This is a genomic window from Streptomyces sp. NPDC050439 (assembly GCF_040655335.1).
Taxonomy (GTDB): Bacteria; Actinomycetota; Actinomycetes; order Streptomycetales; family Streptomycetaceae; genus Streptomyces.
The window spans coordinates 807,096-823,820 of sequence record NZ_JBFAJT010000001.1; the positions used below are offsets into that span (position 1 = coordinate 807,096).

19 protein-coding genes and 1 pseudogene are annotated in these 16,725 nt (G+C 71.3%); 8 read left to right on the forward strand and 12 right to left on the reverse strand.

Annotated features, from left to right (window positions below; translation table 11 throughout):
- Nucleotides 1-257 precede the first annotated feature (257 nt).
- Genes AB0I66_RS03725 through AB0I66_RS03735 form a run of 3 tightly spaced genes read left to right on the forward strand, consistent with a single transcriptional unit; the run spans nucleotide 258 to nucleotide 2,203 of the window.
- Nucleotides 258-896 carry a HemK2/MTQ2 family protein methyltransferase gene (locus tag AB0I66_RS03725; RefSeq protein ID WP_363206039.1) on the forward strand — a complete coding sequence of 213 codons (639 nt, stop codon included), beginning with the start codon at nucleotides 258-260 and terminating at the stop codon, nucleotides 894-896.
- Nucleotides 880-1,167 (forward strand): CDGSH iron-sulfur domain-containing protein, encoded by a 288-nt coding sequence (locus AB0I66_RS03730; protein ID WP_363206040.1) that lies wholly within the window; start codon nucleotides 880-882, stop codon nucleotides 1,165-1,167. Before AB0I66_RS03725 ends, AB0I66_RS03730 begins: the two co-directional genes overlap by 17 nt.
- Nucleotides 1,157-2,203, forward strand: coding sequence for an iron-containing redox enzyme family protein (locus tag AB0I66_RS03735; RefSeq protein WP_363206041.1), 1,047 nt, complete (start codon nucleotides 1,157-1,159; stop codon nucleotides 2,201-2,203). Before AB0I66_RS03730 ends, AB0I66_RS03735 begins: the two co-directional genes overlap by 11 nt.
- Before the next feature lie 130 nt (nucleotides 2,204-2,333).
- On the opposite strand, the gene AB0I66_RS03740 is transcribed toward AB0I66_RS03735, so the two are convergent.
- Complete coding sequence (locus tag AB0I66_RS03740) at nucleotides 2,334-3,347, reverse strand: MerR family transcriptional regulator (RefSeq protein ID WP_363206042.1); 1,014 nt, start codon at nucleotides 3,345-3,347, stop codon at nucleotides 2,334-2,336.
- Nucleotides 3,348-3,501: 154 nt separating this feature from the next.
- Between AB0I66_RS03740 and AB0I66_RS03745 the strand changes: the two genes are divergently transcribed.
- On the forward strand, nucleotides 3,502-4,092 hold the full coding sequence (locus AB0I66_RS03745; RefSeq protein WP_363206043.1) for a sigma-70 family RNA polymerase sigma factor: 591 nt from the start codon (nucleotides 3,502-3,504) through the stop codon (nucleotides 4,090-4,092).
- 247 nt (nucleotides 4,093-4,339) lie between these two features.
- Here AB0I66_RS03745 and AB0I66_RS03750 read toward each other — a convergent pair whose 3' ends face one another.
- The 3 genes from AB0I66_RS03750 to AB0I66_RS03760 form a co-directional block, all read right to left on the reverse strand.
- Entirely contained in the window at nucleotides 4,340-5,050 is a 711-nt protein-coding gene (locus AB0I66_RS03750) for a C39 family peptidase (protein WP_363206044.1), read from the reverse strand.
- A gap of 75 nt (nucleotides 5,051-5,125) precedes the next feature.
- Nucleotides 5,126-5,839 carry a peptidoglycan-binding protein gene (locus tag AB0I66_RS03755; protein WP_363206045.1) on the reverse strand — a complete coding sequence of 238 codons (714 nt, stop codon included), beginning with the start codon at nucleotides 5,837-5,839 and terminating at the stop codon, nucleotides 5,126-5,128.
- 185 nt (nucleotides 5,840-6,024) lie between these two features.
- Nucleotides 6,025-7,005: a winged helix-turn-helix domain-containing protein gene (locus tag AB0I66_RS03760; RefSeq protein ID WP_363206046.1), complete on the reverse strand. Its 981-nt coding sequence runs from the start codon at nucleotides 7,003-7,005 to the stop codon at nucleotides 6,025-6,027.
- A 214-nt stretch (nucleotides 7,006-7,219) separates the two neighbouring features.
- On the opposite strand from AB0I66_RS03760, the gene AB0I66_RS03765 reads away from it, so the two are divergent.
- Nucleotides 7,220-7,798, forward strand: a complete 579-nt coding sequence (locus AB0I66_RS03765; RefSeq protein WP_363206047.1) for a TIGR04222 domain-containing membrane protein — start codon at nucleotides 7,220-7,222, stop codon at nucleotides 7,796-7,798.
- Between the two features lie 90 nt (nucleotides 7,799-7,888).
- On the opposite strand, the gene AB0I66_RS03770 is transcribed toward AB0I66_RS03765, so the two are convergent.
- The 3 genes from AB0I66_RS03770 to AB0I66_RS03780 form a co-directional block, all read right to left on the reverse strand.
- On the reverse strand, nucleotides 7,889-9,427 hold the full coding sequence (locus AB0I66_RS03770; RefSeq protein WP_363206048.1) for an FG-GAP-like repeat-containing protein: 1,539 nt from the start codon (nucleotides 9,425-9,427) through the stop codon (nucleotides 7,889-7,891).
- A 136-nt stretch (nucleotides 9,428-9,563) separates the two neighbouring features.
- Nucleotides 9,564-10,229, reverse strand: coding sequence for a dioxygenase (locus AB0I66_RS03775; RefSeq protein ID WP_363206672.1), 666 nt, complete (start codon nucleotides 10,227-10,229; stop codon nucleotides 9,564-9,566).
- Nucleotides 10,230-10,308: 79 nt separating this feature from the next.
- The gene (locus tag AB0I66_RS03780; RefSeq protein WP_363206049.1) at nucleotides 10,309-11,265 is read right to left on the reverse strand and encodes an AraC family transcriptional regulator; all 957 of its coding nucleotides are present in this window, start codon (nucleotides 11,263-11,265) and stop codon (nucleotides 10,309-10,311) included.
- 221 nt (nucleotides 11,266-11,486) lie between these two features.
- Here AB0I66_RS03780 and AB0I66_RS03785 point away from each other — a divergent pair, with 221 nt between their 5' ends.
- Both AB0I66_RS03785 and AB0I66_RS03790 read left to right on the forward strand, forming a co-directional pair.
- Nucleotides 11,487-12,251 (forward strand): protein phosphatase 2C domain-containing protein, encoded by a 765-nt coding sequence (locus AB0I66_RS03785; protein ID WP_363206050.1) that lies wholly within the window; start codon nucleotides 11,487-11,489, stop codon nucleotides 12,249-12,251.
- An 84-nt stretch (nucleotides 12,252-12,335) separates the two neighbouring features.
- Nucleotides 12,336-12,956 (forward strand): L-threonylcarbamoyladenylate synthase, encoded by a 621-nt coding sequence (locus AB0I66_RS03790; protein ID WP_363206051.1) that lies wholly within the window; start codon nucleotides 12,336-12,338, stop codon nucleotides 12,954-12,956.
- A 22-nt stretch (nucleotides 12,957-12,978) separates the two neighbouring features.
- On the opposite strand, the gene AB0I66_RS03795 is transcribed toward AB0I66_RS03790, so the two are convergent.
- The 5 genes and pseudogenes from AB0I66_RS03795 to AB0I66_RS03815 form a co-directional block, all read right to left on the reverse strand.
- Nucleotides 12,979-13,638, reverse strand: a complete 660-nt coding sequence (locus AB0I66_RS03795) for an alpha-ketoglutarate-dependent dioxygenase AlkB (RefSeq protein ID WP_363206052.1) — start codon at nucleotides 13,636-13,638, stop codon at nucleotides 12,979-12,981.
- A complete protein-coding gene (locus AB0I66_RS03800; RefSeq protein WP_363206053.1) occupies nucleotides 13,635-14,198 on the reverse strand; it encodes a hypothetical protein in 564 nt (187 codons plus the stop codon). Before AB0I66_RS03800 ends, AB0I66_RS03795 begins: the two co-directional genes overlap by 4 nt.
- Nucleotides 14,195-14,509, reverse strand: coding sequence for an Ada metal-binding domain-containing protein (locus AB0I66_RS03805; RefSeq protein WP_363206054.1), 315 nt, complete (start codon nucleotides 14,507-14,509; stop codon nucleotides 14,195-14,197). Before AB0I66_RS03805 ends, AB0I66_RS03800 begins: the two co-directional genes overlap by 4 nt.
- Nucleotides 14,506-15,239: pseudogene (locus AB0I66_RS03810) on the reverse strand (2OG-Fe(II) oxygenase). The gene AB0I66_RS03805 and the pseudogene AB0I66_RS03810 overlap by 4 nt, the downstream one beginning before the upstream one ends.
- Nucleotides 15,240-15,279: 40 nt before the next feature.
- Nucleotides 15,280-15,783 carry a methylated-DNA--[protein]-cysteine S-methyltransferase gene (locus tag AB0I66_RS03815; protein ID WP_363206055.1) on the reverse strand — a complete coding sequence of 168 codons (504 nt, stop codon included), beginning with the start codon at nucleotides 15,781-15,783 and terminating at the stop codon, nucleotides 15,280-15,282.
- A gap of 168 nt (nucleotides 15,784-15,951) precedes the next feature.
- Between AB0I66_RS03815 and AB0I66_RS03820 the strand changes: the two genes are divergently transcribed.
- Nucleotides 15,952-16,719 carry a hypothetical protein gene (locus AB0I66_RS03820; RefSeq protein ID WP_363206056.1) on the forward strand — a complete coding sequence of 256 codons (768 nt, stop codon included), beginning with the start codon at nucleotides 15,952-15,954 and terminating at the stop codon, nucleotides 16,717-16,719.
- Nucleotides 16,720-16,725 lie beyond the last annotated feature (6 nt).

The window sequence follows — 16,725 nt, forward strand, 5'->3', positions numbered from 1 at the left end:
CCCGGTTCGCAGGGCACCTGGGAGATCGACAGTCGCGGGAGCGAGCACCGAGCAGCCGAGGAATCCATGAGTCCAGAGAGACACCCGGTCGGTCCGACTCGTCACTGTGTGTCACCACCCGAGTGGTGGCAGGTGCGGGAACAGCGGAGTGTGGTGAGAGGGCCGGGCCAGGAAGGGCATCGTCCGGCCGGCCCCGCAATCACCGGAGGTGCGTGATGGTCACCGATACAGCCGCTGGTGCTGCCCCGGGACACCTGATGACCCTTCCCGGGGTCTACGCACCGCAGGACGACACGGGTCTGCTCGCTCGCGCCCTGTGCCGCGAGGCCATCGGCCCCGGCACGGCCCTGCTCGACCTCGGCACCGGCAGCGGCGCGCTCGCCGTTCACGCGGCGCGGCTCGGCGCCCGGGTGACGGCCGTGGACATCGCGCGGCGTGCCGTGCTGACCGCCCGTCTCAACGCGTTGGTGGCGCGGCAGCGCATCACCGTTCTGCGGGGCGACCTCACGTCCGCCGTTCCCGGGCGGTCCTACGACTTCGTGGCGAGCAATCCGCCGTACGTGCCCTCGCCTTCCGGCCGGGTGCCGCGGCGCGGCGCGGCGCGTTCCTGGGACGCTGGGCAGGACGGCCGCGCGCTGGTCGACCGCATCTGCGACGCGGCGCCCGCGGTGCTGCGTCCCGGAGGTGTGCTGCTCATGGTCCACTCGGCGCTGTGTGACACCGACGCCACCCTGTCCCGGCTCTCCAAGGCCGGACTTGAGGCGTCGGTCACCGACCGCGCGCTCATTCCGTTCGGGCCCGTCCTGCGCTCGCGCCGGGACTTCCTGCGCAGGCAAGGGCTGCTGGGCGACGAGGACATGGAAGAACTGGTGGTCATCCGTGCCGAACGCACCTGAACCCACGGCGGCCGGGACGGACCGGCTGCCGCGGGAGCCACGGCCGCGCCGGGTCACGATCGACCCCGAGGGGCCCCTGCTGGTCGAGGGACCCGTCGAGGTCGTCGCCGAGGACGGCAGCGTCATCGCCTCCCGGCGCTTCACCACCGCGATCTGCACCTGCCGCCGGAGCCGCGCCTACCCGTGGTGCGACACGAGTCACCGCCGCCGCGTGAAGCCCGAGGACACCGACGAGCACACCAAGGGGGAGGAAGCACCCGATGCCCGCTGAGAACCAGACGCTGCCGGACGGTGTCCGCGAGTCACGCCTCACGAGCCCGCCCCTGCCCGAGCCCCGCGGCGTACTGTCCGAGCTCATCATCAACACTCTTCGCGCGGGCGGGAGTTCAGGGCCCCTTCCCCTCGACACGCACGACGCCGACCCCTACGGGGACGACCTCCAGCTCGCGCTCTACACGCTCTACGAGCTGCACTACCAGGGCTTCGACGGGGTCCGCGAGGACCTCGAATGGGACCCCGAGCTGCTGGGGCTGCGCCGCGCGCTCGAAGGACGCTTCCTCGGCGCGCTGCGCGCCAACTGCCGCTCCACGGACAGCGCGGAGCGCGCCTTGGCCGACTTGCTGCTGGAGCCGATCGGACACGTCCCGACCAGCGTCAGCCACCATCTGCAACGCGACGGCGAACTGTGGCAGCTCAGGGAGTACGCGGCGCTGCGCTCGCTGTACCACCTCAAGGAGGCCGACCCGCACGCCTGGGTCATCCCCCGGCTGCACGGCCGGGCCAAGGCGGGCATGGTGGCCGTCGAGTTCGACGAGTTCGGGGCGGGGCGGGCCGAGGACATCCACGCCCGGCTCTACGCCGACCTCATGCGGGACCTCTCCCTCAAGACCATGTACGGGCACTACCTCGACGCGGCCCCGGCGGAGGCGCTCGCGACGGTCAACCTGATGTCCCTGCTGGGCCTGCACCGGGCGCTGCGCGGAGCCCTCGTCGGACATTTCGCCGCCGTCGAGGTGACGTCGTCCCCGGGCTCGCGACGGCTGGCCAAGGCGATGCGCAAGTGCGGTGCCGGCAAAGCGGCCGAGCGGTTCTACGACGAACATGTGGAGGCCGACGCCGTCCACGAACAGGTGGTGCGCCGCGACGTGATCGGCGGCCTGCTCGCGAGCGAACCCGGCCTGGAGTCCGACGTGGTCTTCGGCATCGAAGCCACGGACTTCCTGGAAGACCGCCTGGGCGCCCGCCTCCTGACGGCCTGGACAAACGAACGCAGCGCACTCCGCACACCGTTGACACCAGCGGGCTAACCCCCCGTGGGACCATGCGGCACGCAAACGCCCCTGCGGCCCCGCCATACCCCCACTCACCCTGGGCTGCGCCACGCGCAAACTGTCGGGCCGCAGCGCCGCCGGCATCAGCGGGCCGGGACCCCGCGCCTCACGCCGTTCCCCGGTCAGCCGCGGCCCCGCCCCGGGCCCTGCCGATCTGGGTCAGTGCCTCGGGCAAGTTTGTGGGGCGTAGTGCGCCGCGGATTGTTGGGCCTGCCCAGCCGGGGCCGGCCAGCATGACTGTGGGGTGGCCTCTTGCGCCTCGTACGCCCCAGCGGGTTTCGGCGATGTGGCGGGCCAGGGGGACGCTCGCTGTCGAGCGGGCCTGGGCCCACAGGACCACGACGGCCGGGCCCGTCCTGCGCACGGCCGACGAGACCGCCTCGACCGGCACGGCGGCGCCGAACATGCGCTGCGGGATGCCCAGTTCGCCGAGCGCCGCGCTGAGTGCCTCCAGCGGGAGCGAATGCTGTTCGCCCGGTACGCAGGCCAGCACCAGCGGCGCGTCCGCGGCCGACGCCGTCGGCGCCATGGAGCAGCGGTGCAGGGTGCGGGAGACGTGCCACGACAGCATGTGCTCGACCTCCACGTAACGGTCGCCCGCCTCCTCCCACTTGCGGCCCACGGCGTGCAGCGTCGGCACCATCACCTCCTGCCACGCGGTGACGAGACTGTGGCTCTCCACCGCGTCGTCCAGCAGGTCCTGCATGGTGGGCGCGTCGAGCCGCACGGCGGCACGCGACAGGCCCCGCTGCCGGCGGACGAACGTGTCGGGGGACGGCGGCGCCTGACGTGCCCGCCGCCTCGGCCGCGGCACGGAGGCAGGGCCGGGCCCGGTCCCGGAGGCCACGCCGGGATCGAGCAGCTTCAGCGCCTGGTGCGCGGCCTCGGCAGGCGGCACCCCCGACGAGGTGAGGCGGCCCATCTCCTCCACCATCGCGACATCACGCTCGGACCAGCGGCGATGGTGACCGGGATCGCGCCGGGCAGGGCCGAGGCCGTATCTGCGGTCCCAGGTCCGCAGCGTCGTCGGTGACACCCCCAACCGCCGCGCCAGAGCACCGGTGGTGACTCCGGTACCCGCCGGTTCGCTGCCCTGACCGCGGCGTTTCCCCTCGCTCATCCGGCCACGATACGACGCACAACCGATGCGAGTTGCCGTGCCGGTGCAGCTGTTCCCAGGATGACCGGATCGCGGCCACAGCGACGGCGCGACTGCCCGATTACGTTCGTTCGTACGGCGATTGCGATCGCCGGAAGGAGCTGACGACACGCCGATGAGCACACTGGCGCCACAGCCCGTGCGAGCCCCCGTCAGGGAGCGGACCACAGACCTGGCCCGAGGTCTCGCCGGTGGGGACGAGGCGAGTCTCGCGGCGGTGTACCGCCGGTGGGGGCCGCTGGTGCACTCCCTCGCTCAACGCGCGCTCGGCGACAGCCGCGAGGCGGAGGACGTCACCCAGCAGGTGTTCTTCGCCGCATGGCGCGGCCGGGACGGCTACCGACCCGAACTCGGCGGTCTGGGCGCCTGGTTGACCGGCATCGCCCGGCACAGGATCGCGGACGCGCTCAGCGCGCGCACCCGGCGGGCGGCACTCGTCGAGGGCGCGGTGGCGCAGTTCGCCACGATGGATCACGGCGCCCACGAGGGCATGGACTCGACGGTCGAACGGACGCTGCTGGCACAGGAGTTGGCAAGGCTCCCGGGGCCGCAGCGGACGGTGTTGCGCCTGTCGTTCTACGAGGACCTGACCCATCCGCAGATCGCGCAGCACACCGGGTGGCCCCTGGGCACGGTGAAGAGCCACGCCCGGCGCGGCATCCACAGTCTGCGCCTTCGTCTGGAGGACGCCCAGGAGGGCTGCTGAAGAATCTTGGTCGATGGTGCATCCAAGTGCCCGGTCGCGACGGAAGCAATAGGTAGCTCGTCGTGACCGTCCGTGTGCCTGAGGTCGGCAGGACCGCCTGGACCCTGCTTCCTGTTCGGCCTCAGCGGAGTCGGTGCCGCTGAGGCTGTCGCCGCCACCCCCGAGACGGCGACCGAGCGGGCTGTGGGTGGCGCATGTGTCGGTGGCGCCGCCCACAGTCGCCGCTTCGCGGCACTCGGCTCCCGGATCAGGCGGCGTACCCCTTCGGCGGGATGAGGGTGGCGAGCTGGTCGAAGGAGAGCCAGTAGATCTGGTTGCCGCCGAAGGACGCGGGGTCGGCGATCAGGACGGTGCGGTTCGCGTCGTCGTAGCCGATGACGGTGAAGTAGTGGTAGATCGTCTGGTCCGACGGGTAGCCGGGCGGCTGATTGCCGGGCGGGGCCACGATGTTGGTCACCAGCGGGTAGTTGTTGTCGATGTCCAGGACGATGTCGTTCCACAGCAGGTCCTTCTGGGCCTGGGTGGGCGGGTCGTTCGGCATCTCCTTGGTCTCGTACCAGCCGGTGCCGAGGTTGGCGTTGAGCACGCCCGTCACCTGACTGATGTGATCGGTGCCTGCCTCGGTGGTGCCGAGCTGGGCCGCCAGGGCGCCCTGGCTCGGCGGGGCGATCCGCGCGGACAGGGCGATGCGGGTGGCGGCGGGGCCGCACCAGTAGCCGGTCTCCTGGACCTGGTAGTCGACCGGGAGCGTGTGTGCGCTCCTGGTCCGCGCACCGCCGATGCTCAGCCGGGTGCCGGGCTCGTTCTGTCCGCTGACGACCGCGGTCCCGGCCCTGGAGCCTTCGGCGAGGACGGACACGCTGTGCGGGTGCGCGGGGTCGGCCTGGGCGGCGGCCGGGGTGACGAGCGCGCCGACGGCGGCGACGGCGATCGCTGTGGAGACAAGTCTCTTGCGCATACGGACTCCTGGCGTGAGGGGACGTGAGGGGAAGTGAGGGGTTGAGCGGGGGCAGTGGGCACGCAGGCGTGCGGGTCACGGGATCGGCGGGACCGTGGGCCCTTCCTGGGCCAGCAGATCGCGGGCGAACTGCTCCCACTGCGCGTAGCGGTCGGGGTAGGCGGAGACCTGGACCGCCTGGCAGACGTCACCCGGGGGCATCGTCTGCCAGCCGTCGATCTGGATCAGGCCCGGGTTGCTGCCGAAGGGGGCCACTCCGTAGAAGGACTTGGACGAGGTGGCGACATCGGTGATCTGCTCCGGGGTGCCCCAGCCGGTGCTCGGACGCTGCTGGAAGATTCCCAGGGAGTCGTGGTCGACCGGCGTCAGGTAGTTGACGAACTTCGATTCCTGCATGGCGGTCATCAGGGCGATGACCAGGCCCTGTTCGGGGATCTGCGCCCCCTTGCCGACACCGATGACGGTGCGTGCGTTGGCGAGTTCCTCGGGGCCGAGGTCGGCCGCCGTCCGGAACGTGCGGCGCAGTTCGGCGTCGGGCGCCTGCCGCAGGGCTCTGGCGGTCGCGCCGTCGACCGAGCCGGTGCGGGGCAGGCCGTGGCGTTCCTGGAACCACTTCAGGCCGTGCCCGGAGGAGGCCGCGGGCGCCGTGGGGGACGCGGGGGACGCGGGGGACGCGGGGGACGCGGCGGCCTGCGCCATGCCGGGCACGGCGCAGAGGGTGCCGGCCAGGGCGAGCGAGGCAACCATGGCCGCGCGGCGGGTGAGGGGGAGGGTACGAGTCGTGCGCAACGCCACTCCTTCATCGGATCGTCGAGGCGTCCTGGCGTGCCGTGCCCGGAAGTTCACACGTGGACGCGCGTTGAACGAGCGCAGGGCGGGATGTCGGGACGCGACGCGGTGGGGGGATGCGTGGGCAACTGCTCGGTCAGCTTCCTTGCATGCCCATGCCACACGCAATCGATGAAAGCCCAGACTTACGACCCGCAACTGCGCAGCAGCGCGCGCCCCTCCGCGGTGGCGACATGGAGGGACCGTCCCGCCCTGCGGACGGTGGTCAGCAGGCCTGCCGCGCGCAGCACCTTGACGTGCTGGCTTATCGCCGGGTGCGTGACCGCCAGCAAGCGTGCGAGCTCGACCGTGGAGGAGCCGGTGCACGCCGCCCTGAGGACAGCGGCGCGCGTGTGCCCGACGAGCGGCCCGAGGGCGCCGTCGTCCGTGCGGTCGGCGGGTGTGGGGTGGGTCCAGTCCATCGCGTGGTCGATGGGATACACCAGGACGGGCGGCAGTTGGCCGTCGGCGAGCGTGACGGGCGTGGGCCAGCAGAAGAACGAGGGCTGCAGGGTGATGCCCCGGCCGTCGAGGCGCAGCTCCTGGTCCACCGGATAGTCGACCTCCAACACCCTTGAGTTCCAACGCAGTTGCGGCCCGAGGCCTGCCAGCAGGCCGTCGGTCCCGCCGTCCAGGAGGCTGTGCAGACGGATGATGCGGTCGGCGTCGATCTGGGCGTGGATGCGGGGCCAGAACGGCGCGAGCGCCTCCAGGTGGTACGTGTGCAGCGCTTGCCCCAACTGCCGTAAGGCGGCGGCATCTCCTTGCGCGAGCGACTCCGTCCAGCCCGGCAGCCGACGCGAGGCGGCCACGCGCGTCAGATCGGTGCGCAGGCGCGGCCGAGGAGTGCGCACGAGGGTGTCGACCGCCGCCTGAAGCGTCTCGCCCTCTCCATGGGTGGGGGTGAGGAAGTCCGGGGAGCAGCCGTGCGGCGGCAGGAGGGGCGACAGGAGACGGCAACTGTCCGAGAGGCGAGGCCTCGCCCAGCGGCGCCACTCCCCGAACACCCGCGCTCCGTCACGCCGTTGGAGCGTCTGGACGCTGTTGCTGATCTCCCAGAGGAAGTCCGGCCCCGACGCGACCCGTACCCGCGACAGGTCCTCGGCCGTGAAGTGCACCCGCAGCATGGCCCTCTCCCCCTGTGCCCCGTGCCCGGTTCCGTGGCCGCCGCGTCACCGCGCGGCAGGGCTCAAGGCCATCGCCGTGGGGCGGTTGCTGTCAAGGGAGACGGGTGATGCCCGGACCCTCAAGTTTTGCTCTGAAGGGGCGCACGCGAGGGGTGCGCGCTCCCGGCGTCGGGCACCACACGCGAAAGACGGGGTGTCCGAAGGGGGTGGGGGCATGCGGGTGTACTTCAGGCGGGCCACGACGGCGGCGGCAGCACGACGGGCCCTTGGTGCGTACGACATCGCCTATCTGGCGGGTGGGCCGCGACGCGTGGTGGAGTGCGCGGTGATCGGGCTCGCCGAGCGTGGGTTGCTCAGGCTCAGGGCGTCACGGGTGTGCGCCGTTGGCGAGGAGATACCCCGGCATCCGGTCGAGCGCGCCCTGCTGGCGGCGTGCCCCGACAGCCGGAGCTCTGCCGCGGTGTGCGCGGAGTTGCGCGAGTGCCCGGAGGTGGAGGAGATCGGCGACCGGCTCGCGGAGTGGGGCCTGGTGACCAGGTCCCGGCACCAGCTGACCCGGGTCGGCAGGCAGCGGCTCCAGGCGGCCGAGGAGGAGGGGGCCCTCCCCGACCACGTGTTCTTCGGACCCGAGGTTCTCCCGAAGGGCACGGTCCGACGCGCCGTCACGGAAGCGCAGTTCGTCCCGTCCGGCCTTGGCCGGGCCATGATCCGCCTGGGCAACGCCCTGGAACGCGAGTCGGGCTCCGATCACGGGGACTCCGGCTGCGGGGGCGGCGGAGGCGGAGGCGACTGACAGGGCGAGCGACGGACGGGACGGGCCCGCGTACGAGGGTGACAAACAGTCACTCCTCGTGCGCGGGCCCGTACTTGTGCCGCTCCGCGTCTAGCGCAGGGTGGTGCCGAAGAGTGCCGCGGCGTCCGGGGCACCGACGTCCTTGGGGCCGAACGCGACGGAGTCCGTGGCGGTCAGGCCGGTGGACGTGCCGCGCAGCGACCAGATCGCGCCCGCTTGGGCGTTCTCCCGTGTGGAGGACACCGCGAGGTCGCGGTGTCCGTCGCCCGTGACGTCGAGCAGCGCCGTGGCCGCACCGAACTGGTCGTCGGCTTCGGCGACCCCGGGGATGCCCGCGGTGTCCTGGTGGAAGGCCTGGGCGCCGGTGCCGGTCACGCCGTTCGCGCTCCCGTGCACCAGGACTACGGCGCCCGCGTCGCCGACCGTCTTGACGTCCTCGCCCGCGACGCCGATCGCGATGTCCGCGAAGCCGTCACCCGTCACGTCGCCCACAGAGACGGAGCTGCCGAAGCGGTCGCCCTCCTCCTCGGCGCCGGGGATGCCGGGCAGGCTCTGGTCGAACTTCTGGACCTCCGGCTTCAGGCCGTCCGCCGAGCCGTAGGCGACCATGACCGGGGCCTCGGTTTCGTCATACTCGCTTTCGCCGACGACGAGGTCGTCGTAGCGGTCGCCGTTGATGTCACCGATGCCGAGCTGCCCCCTGGCCCCCGCCGCCTCGCCGCGCTTGAAGCCGGTGGGGCTGCCGTACAGGATGCTGTTCGTCCAACTGCCGTCGCCCGTGTAGTCGTTGATGGCGATGTCGGAGCGGCCGTCGCCGTTGATGTCACCGACGGCCCTCGGGATCACCGGACCCTGGACGGAGAGCGGTCCGTCGACGCAGATCTCGGGCTTCTCGCGACAGCCCGGATAGGGGCGCTCCTCGCTCTCATAACTCCACCACTCCGACTTGTCCATGAAGTCGAGGGTGGCGGCCGGGGCGCCCGTGCGCGCGATGGGCCCCTTCCACAGACGCGCCTTCTGCTCCACCGGGTCGTCGCCGTGATAGGCCACCAGGTCGAACAGCGCCAGGTCGGTGGTGCCGTCCCCGTCGAAGTCCCCGGCCTGCGGGGCGAATCCGAAGGTGTTGACGGCGGTGCCGCCGGTCGGACCGCTCGCTGAGCCCCACAGGATCACCGAGCCTCCGCCGGCGACACCGGTGCCGACGACCAGGTCCGCGTACCCGTCCTGGTCCAGGTCGGCCTTGGTGACGTGCCTGCCGAACTCCTGCTTGGCGGTGGCCGCGCCGGGCACGCCGCTGCTGGAGCGGCTGATGATCTTCTTGTTGGCGGGGTCGAGACCCTCCTTGGAGCCGTAGGTCACGACGACATACCCGGCCTTGGCCTTGCCGGAGACGGTGGCGCCCGGGGCGCCGACGACGAGGTCGGCGTAGCCGTCGCCGTTGAGGTCGTCCGTCACCTTCGCGGCGGCGGCACCGGCACGGCCGGCACCTGCGTCCGGCGTGGCCGCCCAGGCGCTGCCCTGCCCGATGGCCAGGGCCGAGAGGCCGCTGCCCACGAGCAGGGAGGCGGCCATCAGGGGCAGGGTGCGACGGGCACGACGACCGACGGCGTGCTGTTTGGCTCGCGACATACAGGTTCCCTTGGTTCAGAGTGCGGTGGGGTGGCTGCCCGGCAGATGTCACCGCCGGTTCACGCCGGCCGAACACTTGACCCCCCACGTCCACCAAAGGTTGTACGACGCCCCACGACGCCCAGGGCTCCCAGGGCTACTGGGGCACGTTCAGGACGAAGTCGAAGTCCGCCTCCTTCGCGTTGCCGACGGTGCGTACGTTCATGAGCAGCCGCGCGTCGAAGATCGGATCGGTGTTGTTGCGCGGTTCGCCGGGGAAGTACAGCTGGGTCGTGAGGACCGGGCGGCCCGGGGCCTGCGCCTTGACGTGCAGGTGCCGGGTGCGGCCCGGGTAGAGGCCGGGCACGATCGTGGTGAGCCTGAACGCGCCGCTCGCGTCGGTGAATTGGTGGCCCCGAAAGCGGAACCCCGTGTTGTCGTACGTCCCGTAGGTGTCGGCCTGCCAGAAGTCCAGCAGGACCCTGGGTATGGGCCGGCAGGCGCTCCCGAAGACGTAACCGGTGACGGTGAGCCGCACACCCGGGGTGCCGGGCTGGAGGAGCGAGGTGCGCCGGGGCGAGTTGGGTTTGAAGTAGGGCCCCTCCATCTGCGGGGGCGTCGGGTCGTCGCCGTCGTCGCAGGCCGGGGTCGCCTCCGGCGCCACCCCGCGTTCGCCCGCCGTCCTGGCCAGGGCGGGGACCCCCATCAGGGCCACCGGCAGGGCCATGCCCACTGCGGCGGCCGCTTTCAGGACGGTCTTGCGGCTGGGGCCGCCGCCCTCGCGCCGCTCCGTGGCCGGGCCTGCTCCGTCGTCGTCAGGCATGCCGTTCTCTGTCGTGCCGATCTCGCGCTCCATCGCTCCTCCTGAAGGGGGTGGGGTGGGTTCCGGATCGGCTCCGAAGCTATGCGGGCGGCAGGGCCCGGGCGATGGACTCAAGTCGGTGGTCGTGGTGAATATCGCCGTCGCCGCGCCGGAAGTCCCCGGGGCTCGCGCCGGTCTCGCGGCGGAAGAAGCGACAGAAGTAGGCGGGGTCACCGAAGCCGACCCGGGCCGCGACCTGACGGACCGACAACTCCGTGCGCAGCAGCAGGCGTTTGGCCTCGTGCACACGCGCCTGCCGGATCAGCTCGCCGGGCGTGCGACCGGTGGATGCCTTGACCGCCTCGCTGAGGTAGCCCTCGGAGACGCCCAGCTGCCGTGCGCACGCGCGCACGGACCGCAGGGGGCCCTCCTGGCTGCCGAGCAGGTTCAGGAACCGCGCGGCCACGGACCCGGGCCCGGTGCGGGGTTCGGGCGGGACCTCGGCTGACCGGCGTGCGGGCAGCCGTGCCGCCCGCACCACCAGGACGTGCAACAGGGCCTGCAGCACGCCCTGGAATCCGTCGGCGCCCGCACGGTACTCACCGTCGAGGTCGGCGACGAGGCGCGCGGTCCGGTCGGCCTCCTCGTCGGGGAGGTCGACCCGCGAGCGCTGCCCCAGCCCGCGCAGCGCGTGGCGGTCGGCGGAGTGGTCCAGGAGGAAGTCCTCGGTGAAGAGGATGACGCTTCCCTCCAGGCCGGTGGCGTTCTCCCAGTGGTGGACCTGGCCGGGGGCGATGAAGCACAGGTGGGGCGGCCGCAGGGCGAAGCGGGTCAGGTCGACGACGTGCTCGCCGGTGCCGCCGGTGACGTGCACGATCTCGTGGAAGGTGTGCCGGTGCGGGAACGACGCCCGCGACATCGGACCGATGGTGTCGAAGGTGCCGATGGCGAACGGCAGCGCGTTGGGCATGGGCACTTCCAGGCGATGCGTCGGCATGCCCTCCTCGCCGGGTAAGCCGCTGTTCCCCTCGCCGGGCAAGACCGTTGTGCCGCGCATGCCTATGCTCCTCACCGAGGCCTCACCATGACCTCAACCTGACCTCAACCTGACCTCACCGAGACCGGAGACTGGTCCAGACCAGCCGACTCCCCCACCATGGCACGCACGGTCACCGCCGGGCAGGGGGCGCCCACGGTCCGCCACTGAGCCGGGAGCGGCGCACGGCGCGACAATGGTCTTGCGGAACACGCCAGCCGCTGCGGAGAGGCGACCCACGGATGCCCTACATCACAGTCACCGCACTGAGCCACCCCGGTCTCGTACGCGACCACAACGAGGACAGTCTGGCCGTCGGCCCCTGGACGCTGTGCGGGACGACGACCGAGAACCCGCAGACCTTGGGGTTCCCGCTCGGCAACCCCCTCGTCGTCGCGGTCGCCGACGGCATCGGCGGTCAGCCGGGCGGCGAGGTGGCCAGCGGCCTCGTCGTACGGCGGCTTGCGGCGCTCGGGGCCTTGCTGGACAGCGAGGAGGCTGTGCGCGACGCGCTGAACGCCTGCAATCACGCCGTGTACGAGGCCGCCGAACGCGACCCGGAGCTGACGACGATGGGGACGACGGTCGCGGGCGTCGTGCTCTTGGGGCAAGAACTCCTCGTGTTCAACGTCGGCGACAGCAGGGTGCTCGACGTGAGCGGCAGCGGCAGCGGCGCGAACGGCACGCTGCGCCAGGTGAGCGTCGACGACAGCCCGCCGCCCGCGCCCGGCCGGCGCACCACGTCGATCGTCACGCAGGCGCTCGGCGGCGCCCTCCGGTTCAGCGCGATCACCCCGCACGTCAGCACCGTGCCGCTCGTCGGGGGTGAACGTTTCCTGGTGTGTTCCGACGGCCTGACCGACCCCGTGCCCGAGGAGACCCTGGCCGAGCTGCTCGCGGCCCACGACGGAGGCCGCGCGGTCTTCGAGCTGTGGAAGGCCGCCATCGACGCCGGCGGCCCCGACAACATCACGCTCGCGCTGATCACGGTCGTCGACGACGACTGACGCAGCGACGTGTGGCACCTCGGACGTACCCGTGAGGCCGCTGTGGAACCGGGGGCTGCTGGGGCAATCCCGTAGGCTCGGCGGATGGCGAAGTATTTTGACGTGCACCCCGACAACCCCCAGCCGCGCAGCATCAGCACCGTGGCCGACAGCATCCGCTCCGGTGCGCTGATCGCGTATCCGACGGACTCCTGTTTCGCGCTCGGCTGCCAGCTGGGCAACCGCGACGGCCTGGACCGGATCCGCAAGATCCGGAACCTCGACGATCGCCACCACTTCACCCTGGTGTGCCAGAACTTCGCGCAGCTGGGTCAGTTCGTGCACGTCGACAACGACGTGTTCCGGGCGATCAAGGCGGCCACGCCGGGCAGCTACACCTTCATCCTGCCCGCGACGAAGGAAGTGCCGCGCCAGCTCCTGCACCCGAAGAAGAAGACGGTCGGCGTCCGGATTCCGGACCACGTCGTCACCCAGGCCCTGCTCACCGAGCTCGGTGAGCCGCTGCTCTCCAGCACGCTGCTCCTGCCCGACGAGGAGGAGCCGCTGACCCAGGGCTGGGAGATCAAGGAACGCCTCGACCACGTGGTGGACGCGGTGGTCGACTCCGGCGACTGCGGCACGAGCCCGACCACGGTCATCGACTTCTCCGACGGCGAGGCGCAGATCGTGCGCCGAGGGGCGGGCGACACCTCGCGCTTCGAGTAGGCGAATGGCCCGGGCCGCCCGGTCAGCCGGTGAGACCGGTGACCCGCATCGTGATGTTCAGGCGGCCCGACGCCAGGCCGGTGGCGGGGTCCGCGGTGCCCTCGTGGACCTTGGGCACGCCGTGGAAGATGTGGCGCGAGGGGCCGCCGAAGACGAACAGGTCGCCCGAGGCCAGTTCGACGTCGGTGTAGGGCTTGGTCCGGGTCTGCGTGTTGCCCACGCGGAACACGCAGGTGTCGCCGATGGACAGGGACACCACCGGGGCCGTGGACCGCTCGTCCTTGTCCTGGTGCATGCCCATTTTGGCCTGCCCGTCATAGAAGTTGATCAGCGCGGTGTCGGGTGTGTAATCGGCCGCGGCCGACGCGTCTGCGTACGCCGCCGTGAGCGCCCGGCGGCCGAGTTCGACCATCCAGTCCGGGAACGCGGCGACGCGCCGGCCGTTCACGTCACCGGCGTCCCGCGTGTACCGGTACGGCTGCCAGTGCCAGCCGACGCACACCGTCTGCACGGACATGACCCCGCCGCGCGGCAGCTGGGTGTGGCGGATCGGCACCGGTCCGGTGGCCCAGTCGCGGCACGCCGTGACGAGGCGGCGCTGCTCGTCCAGGGTGAGCCACTCCGGCACGTGAACCGCGCCGGGGGCGATCTCCCGCGGGGGCCTGGGGATCAGGGCGCTCACGAGGTCACCCCCGCGGACAGGTGGGTGGTGACCCAGCGGTGGCGTACGTCCCAGGTGTCGCCGTCAGGGGTGGCGCCGCGCAGGCCGTGCAGTACGTCGTCCCCGGCGAGCGCGGGGACGCGGGAGTCCCGCAGGGAGGCGAAGGCGTAGGTGCGGGCCGGGTCCCAGTCGGTGGAGTGGCGCAGGCGCCGGGCCAGCTGGGCGAACCCGACGGGCGCGGCGGCCATCACCCAGGCGTCGGGGAGCTCCGCGGTCAGCCGGTGCGCGGGGCGCAGCCAGGACGCGGCGGCCTCCGGCCAGCTCACCGTGGTGAGGATGGTGCCGCCGCGGGCCGTCCACGCGACGGCGAGGGCTTCTGCGGCAGCGCGGGATGCCGGGTCGCGGCTGTGGCCCACCGTGACGGTCTCGATCCGCGCCTTGGGCCGGGCCAACAGGCCGATGAGGGAGGCGAGTTCGGCCTCGGTGTCCGCGGCGGGCGCGGGGAGGTCCGTGTGCGCGGCCAGCTCGGTGGCGCTGACGAGGGGTGAGCCGGACGTTTCCCGGTCCTTGAGGATGCTCATGATGTGCCGGTGCTTTCTGGGTCTGCTTTCCACCGAGCGTACTGAGCGGGCAGGCAGACCGCACAGGGACGGTATCCGGCCGCGATCGCGGTGGCCTCGTCGGGGAAGAACACCCGATGGGTGGCGTACGGGCCGCGGGCGACGGCCCGCAGCGCGGAGGGGCAGTCGAGGCGGCCGTACAGGCGTGCGCGACGGTGTCCGCCCAGGGTGCCGGGTGTGTCGCTGGGGTACGGCTTTCCGTCGGGCCCGCACAGTCTGTACGTACGGGGGCTCGGCCTGTCGGCGGCCGGGAGCAGGTTTCTCAGGCTCACGACGCGTCGTGGAAGACCAGGCCGAGCGTGTGCCTGCGCCCGGAGCGGACGGTGCTCACGCCGTGCCGCATCGGCCCGGTCGACCAGCCGCGCCTGGAGGCCACGGGCCGGTCGCGAGTCGTGAAGATGAGGCCGTGACCCTGCGGCAGGGTCGTGGCCGAGCCGCGGGACTGGGCGCGGGGCGCTGCTCGGTCATGAGGAACTCGCCGCCGGTGAAATCGGCTCCCGGGGCGTCGAGACCGATGACGACCTGGAGCGGGAAGAGCATGTCGCCGAAGACGTCGCGGTGCAGGGCGTTCCAGTCGCCGGGGCCGTAACGGAGCAGGATCTGGGCGGACTTGGCCTGTCCGGCCGCGTGACACATCTCCACCCACTCCCCCAGGCTGTCGGGCCAGGGGGCGGGGTTGCCGAGCCTGGCGGCCCAGTCGCGGGCGACGGGAAGCAGCCGGGGATAGAACGCCTCACGCAACTCCCTTACGCTGTCGGGCAGTTCGTGGGTGAAATACCGGTACTGGCCCGACCCGAAGCGGTAACGGGCCATGTCGATGGTGCTGCGGAAGCGGTCGGTGTCGTCGTACAGGGCGGCGATGTCACGGCAGGCGCCGGGGTCCAGGAGCTGACCGGTCAGGGCGTGACCGTGCTCGTCGAGCTCGGCGGCCAGCGCGCCCCAGTCCTGCGCCGCGACGCGTTCGCCGACGCGGGCGGCTGCCGGGTGATCGGTGTCGATCATGATAAGGGGTCCTTCGTGGTCGTGCGGGTCGGACAAAGGCTCAGACGAGGGCGGGTTGCAGGGCGCCCTCGTGGGTGAGGAGCTGGACCTTGCGCTCCACGCCGCCCGCGTAGCCGCGCATGGAGCCGTCCGCGCCGATCACGCGGTGACAGGGGCGCACCAGGAGCAGCGGATTCGCGCCGATGGCGGCACCCAGGGCCTGGACCCGCCCCCGCTCCACACCGATCCGCCGGGCGAGCTCGCCGTAGGTGGTCGTGGTCCCATACGGAATCCCCTCCAGGGCACTCCAGACGCGCCGCTGGAAGTCGGTGCCGCTCGGGGTGAACTCGACGTCGAAGGTGGTGAGTTCGCCACCAAAGTAGGCGGACAGCTGCCGCGCGACCTCCGAGAAGCGGCCGGGGTCACGGACCCAGCTGCCGTTCACCGCAGGTGCGTTCCTCTGCCCGGGCATGGACAACGACGTCAGCGAGACCCCGCCCGGAGTCGGCTCACCCACGAGCAGCAGTTCACCGAGCGGGCCGGCGACGGTGGCGTAGACGGTCATGACGATCTCCTTTTTCTTCCCTGGCGCCTTGATTCCCTTGCTTGCCTTGCAACCTCAACAGTGCGGTGCCGGGAGCACAGATGCTGGCGGGATTCGGACAGAGCGCTGACGCCGGCGGGCGTTGCGAAAGCTCTGGTCAGCGTGCAGGTACGGGCCCATGCTCCTGTCATGGCAGGACCGAGCCAGCAGACAGAGGTGTATCGAATCTACGAAGCGTGCCGCCTCGGACGCAGTGAACTGGACCGGCTCTTCAGTTTGGCTCCAGAAGGAATCCCGTCAGCAGGCGTGACCGTCTCAACGCAATGTGACAGCACCCGGTACCAGGCAGGCACCTTGGCGGAATTGATCGACTTGCTGCGCGATTCCCATGCGGTGATCGACGCGGATTCCTCGGACAACCTGATGCAGGCCGCCGAGGACACCGCCGTCGGCCGCAAGGTCACCCTCACCATAGACACGCAGCGCGTGCAGGTACAGGTCACAGGGCACGATGCGACATGGGTGTACGGGCAGGCTGCTCGAATCGAACTGTTCCTGCGAGGCACGGGTGGCTCACGGTGGTCCGAGGTCTCGCTTCTGGGAAACCTTGCTGCCGCACTCCTCGGAATGCTTTCCATTCTGCCGTGGATAGCGGTCCTGTTCATGATCACAGCGATCATCGATCCAGCGTCATTGCAGAGTTGGCGACACTGGGGCAGCGGCCGCGAGAACCTCGCAGCAGCCGTGGCCTTGCTCGTGATGCTGGTTTCGCAGTTCCTCTACTCCCGAGTCGTGGAGTGGGCGAACCGCGCCGTCCTCAACGTTACCGGCGAGATACCGCATGGCTCTTGGTGGCGACGCTCTTCAACCACGGACAAGATCGCCCTCGGCGGTCTTTGCGTCGCCACGCTGAGCCTGTTCGTCGCTGCCCTTACTCTCGCGGTCGACAGCATCTAGCGCTCT

Bases quoted from the DNA above. Each gene is read 5' to 3' on its own strand.
- AB0I66_RS03725 (WP_363206039.1), top strand. From the start codon at position 258: ATGACCCTTCCCGGGGTCTACGCACCGCAGGACGACACGGGTCTGCTC.
- AB0I66_RS03735 (WP_363206041.1), top strand. From the start codon at position 1,157: ATGCCCGCTGAGAACCAGACGCTGCCGGACGGTGTCCGCGAGTCACGC.
- AB0I66_RS03740 (WP_363206042.1), bottom strand. From the start codon at position 3,347: ATGAGCGAGGGGAAACGCCGCGGTCAGGGCAGCGAACCGGCGGGTACC.
- AB0I66_RS03745 (WP_363206043.1), top strand. From the start codon at position 3,502: ATGAGCACACTGGCGCCACAGCCCGTGCGAGCCCCCGTCAGGGAGCGG.
- AB0I66_RS03750 (WP_363206044.1), bottom strand. From the start codon at position 5,050: ATGCGCAAGAGACTTGTCTCCACAGCGATCGCCGTCGCCGCCGTCGGC.
- AB0I66_RS03760 (WP_363206046.1), bottom strand. From the start codon at position 7,005: ATGCTGCGGGTGCACTTCACGGCCGAGGACCTGTCGCGGGTACGGGTC.
- AB0I66_RS03765 (WP_363206047.1), top strand. From the start codon at position 7,220: ATGCGGGTGTACTTCAGGCGGGCCACGACGGCGGCGGCAGCACGACGG.
- AB0I66_RS03770 (WP_363206048.1), bottom strand. From the start codon at position 9,427: ATGTCGCGAGCCAAACAGCACGCCGTCGGTCGTCGTGCCCGTCGCACC.
- AB0I66_RS03775 (WP_363206672.1), bottom strand. From the start codon at position 10,229: ATGCCTGACGACGACGGAGCAGGCCCGGCCACGGAGCGGCGCGAGGGC.
- AB0I66_RS03780 (WP_363206049.1), bottom strand. From the start codon at position 11,265: ATGCGCGGCACAACGGTCTTGCCCGGCGAGGGGAACAGCGGCTTACCC.
- AB0I66_RS03785 (WP_363206050.1), top strand. From the start codon at position 11,487: ATGCCCTACATCACAGTCACCGCACTGAGCCACCCCGGTCTCGTACGC.
- AB0I66_RS03790 (WP_363206051.1), top strand. From the start codon at position 12,336: ATGGCGAAGTATTTTGACGTGCACCCCGACAACCCCCAGCCGCGCAGC.
- AB0I66_RS03800 (WP_363206053.1), bottom strand. From the start codon at position 14,198: ATGAGCATCCTCAAGGACCGGGAAACGTCCGGCTCACCCCTCGTCAGC.
- AB0I66_RS03815 (WP_363206055.1), bottom strand. From the start codon at position 15,783: ATGACCGTCTACGCCACCGTCGCCGGCCCGCTCGGTGAACTGCTGCTC.
- AB0I66_RS03820 (WP_363206056.1), top strand. From the start codon at position 15,952: ATGGCAGGACCGAGCCAGCAGACAGAGGTGTATCGAATCTACGAAGCG.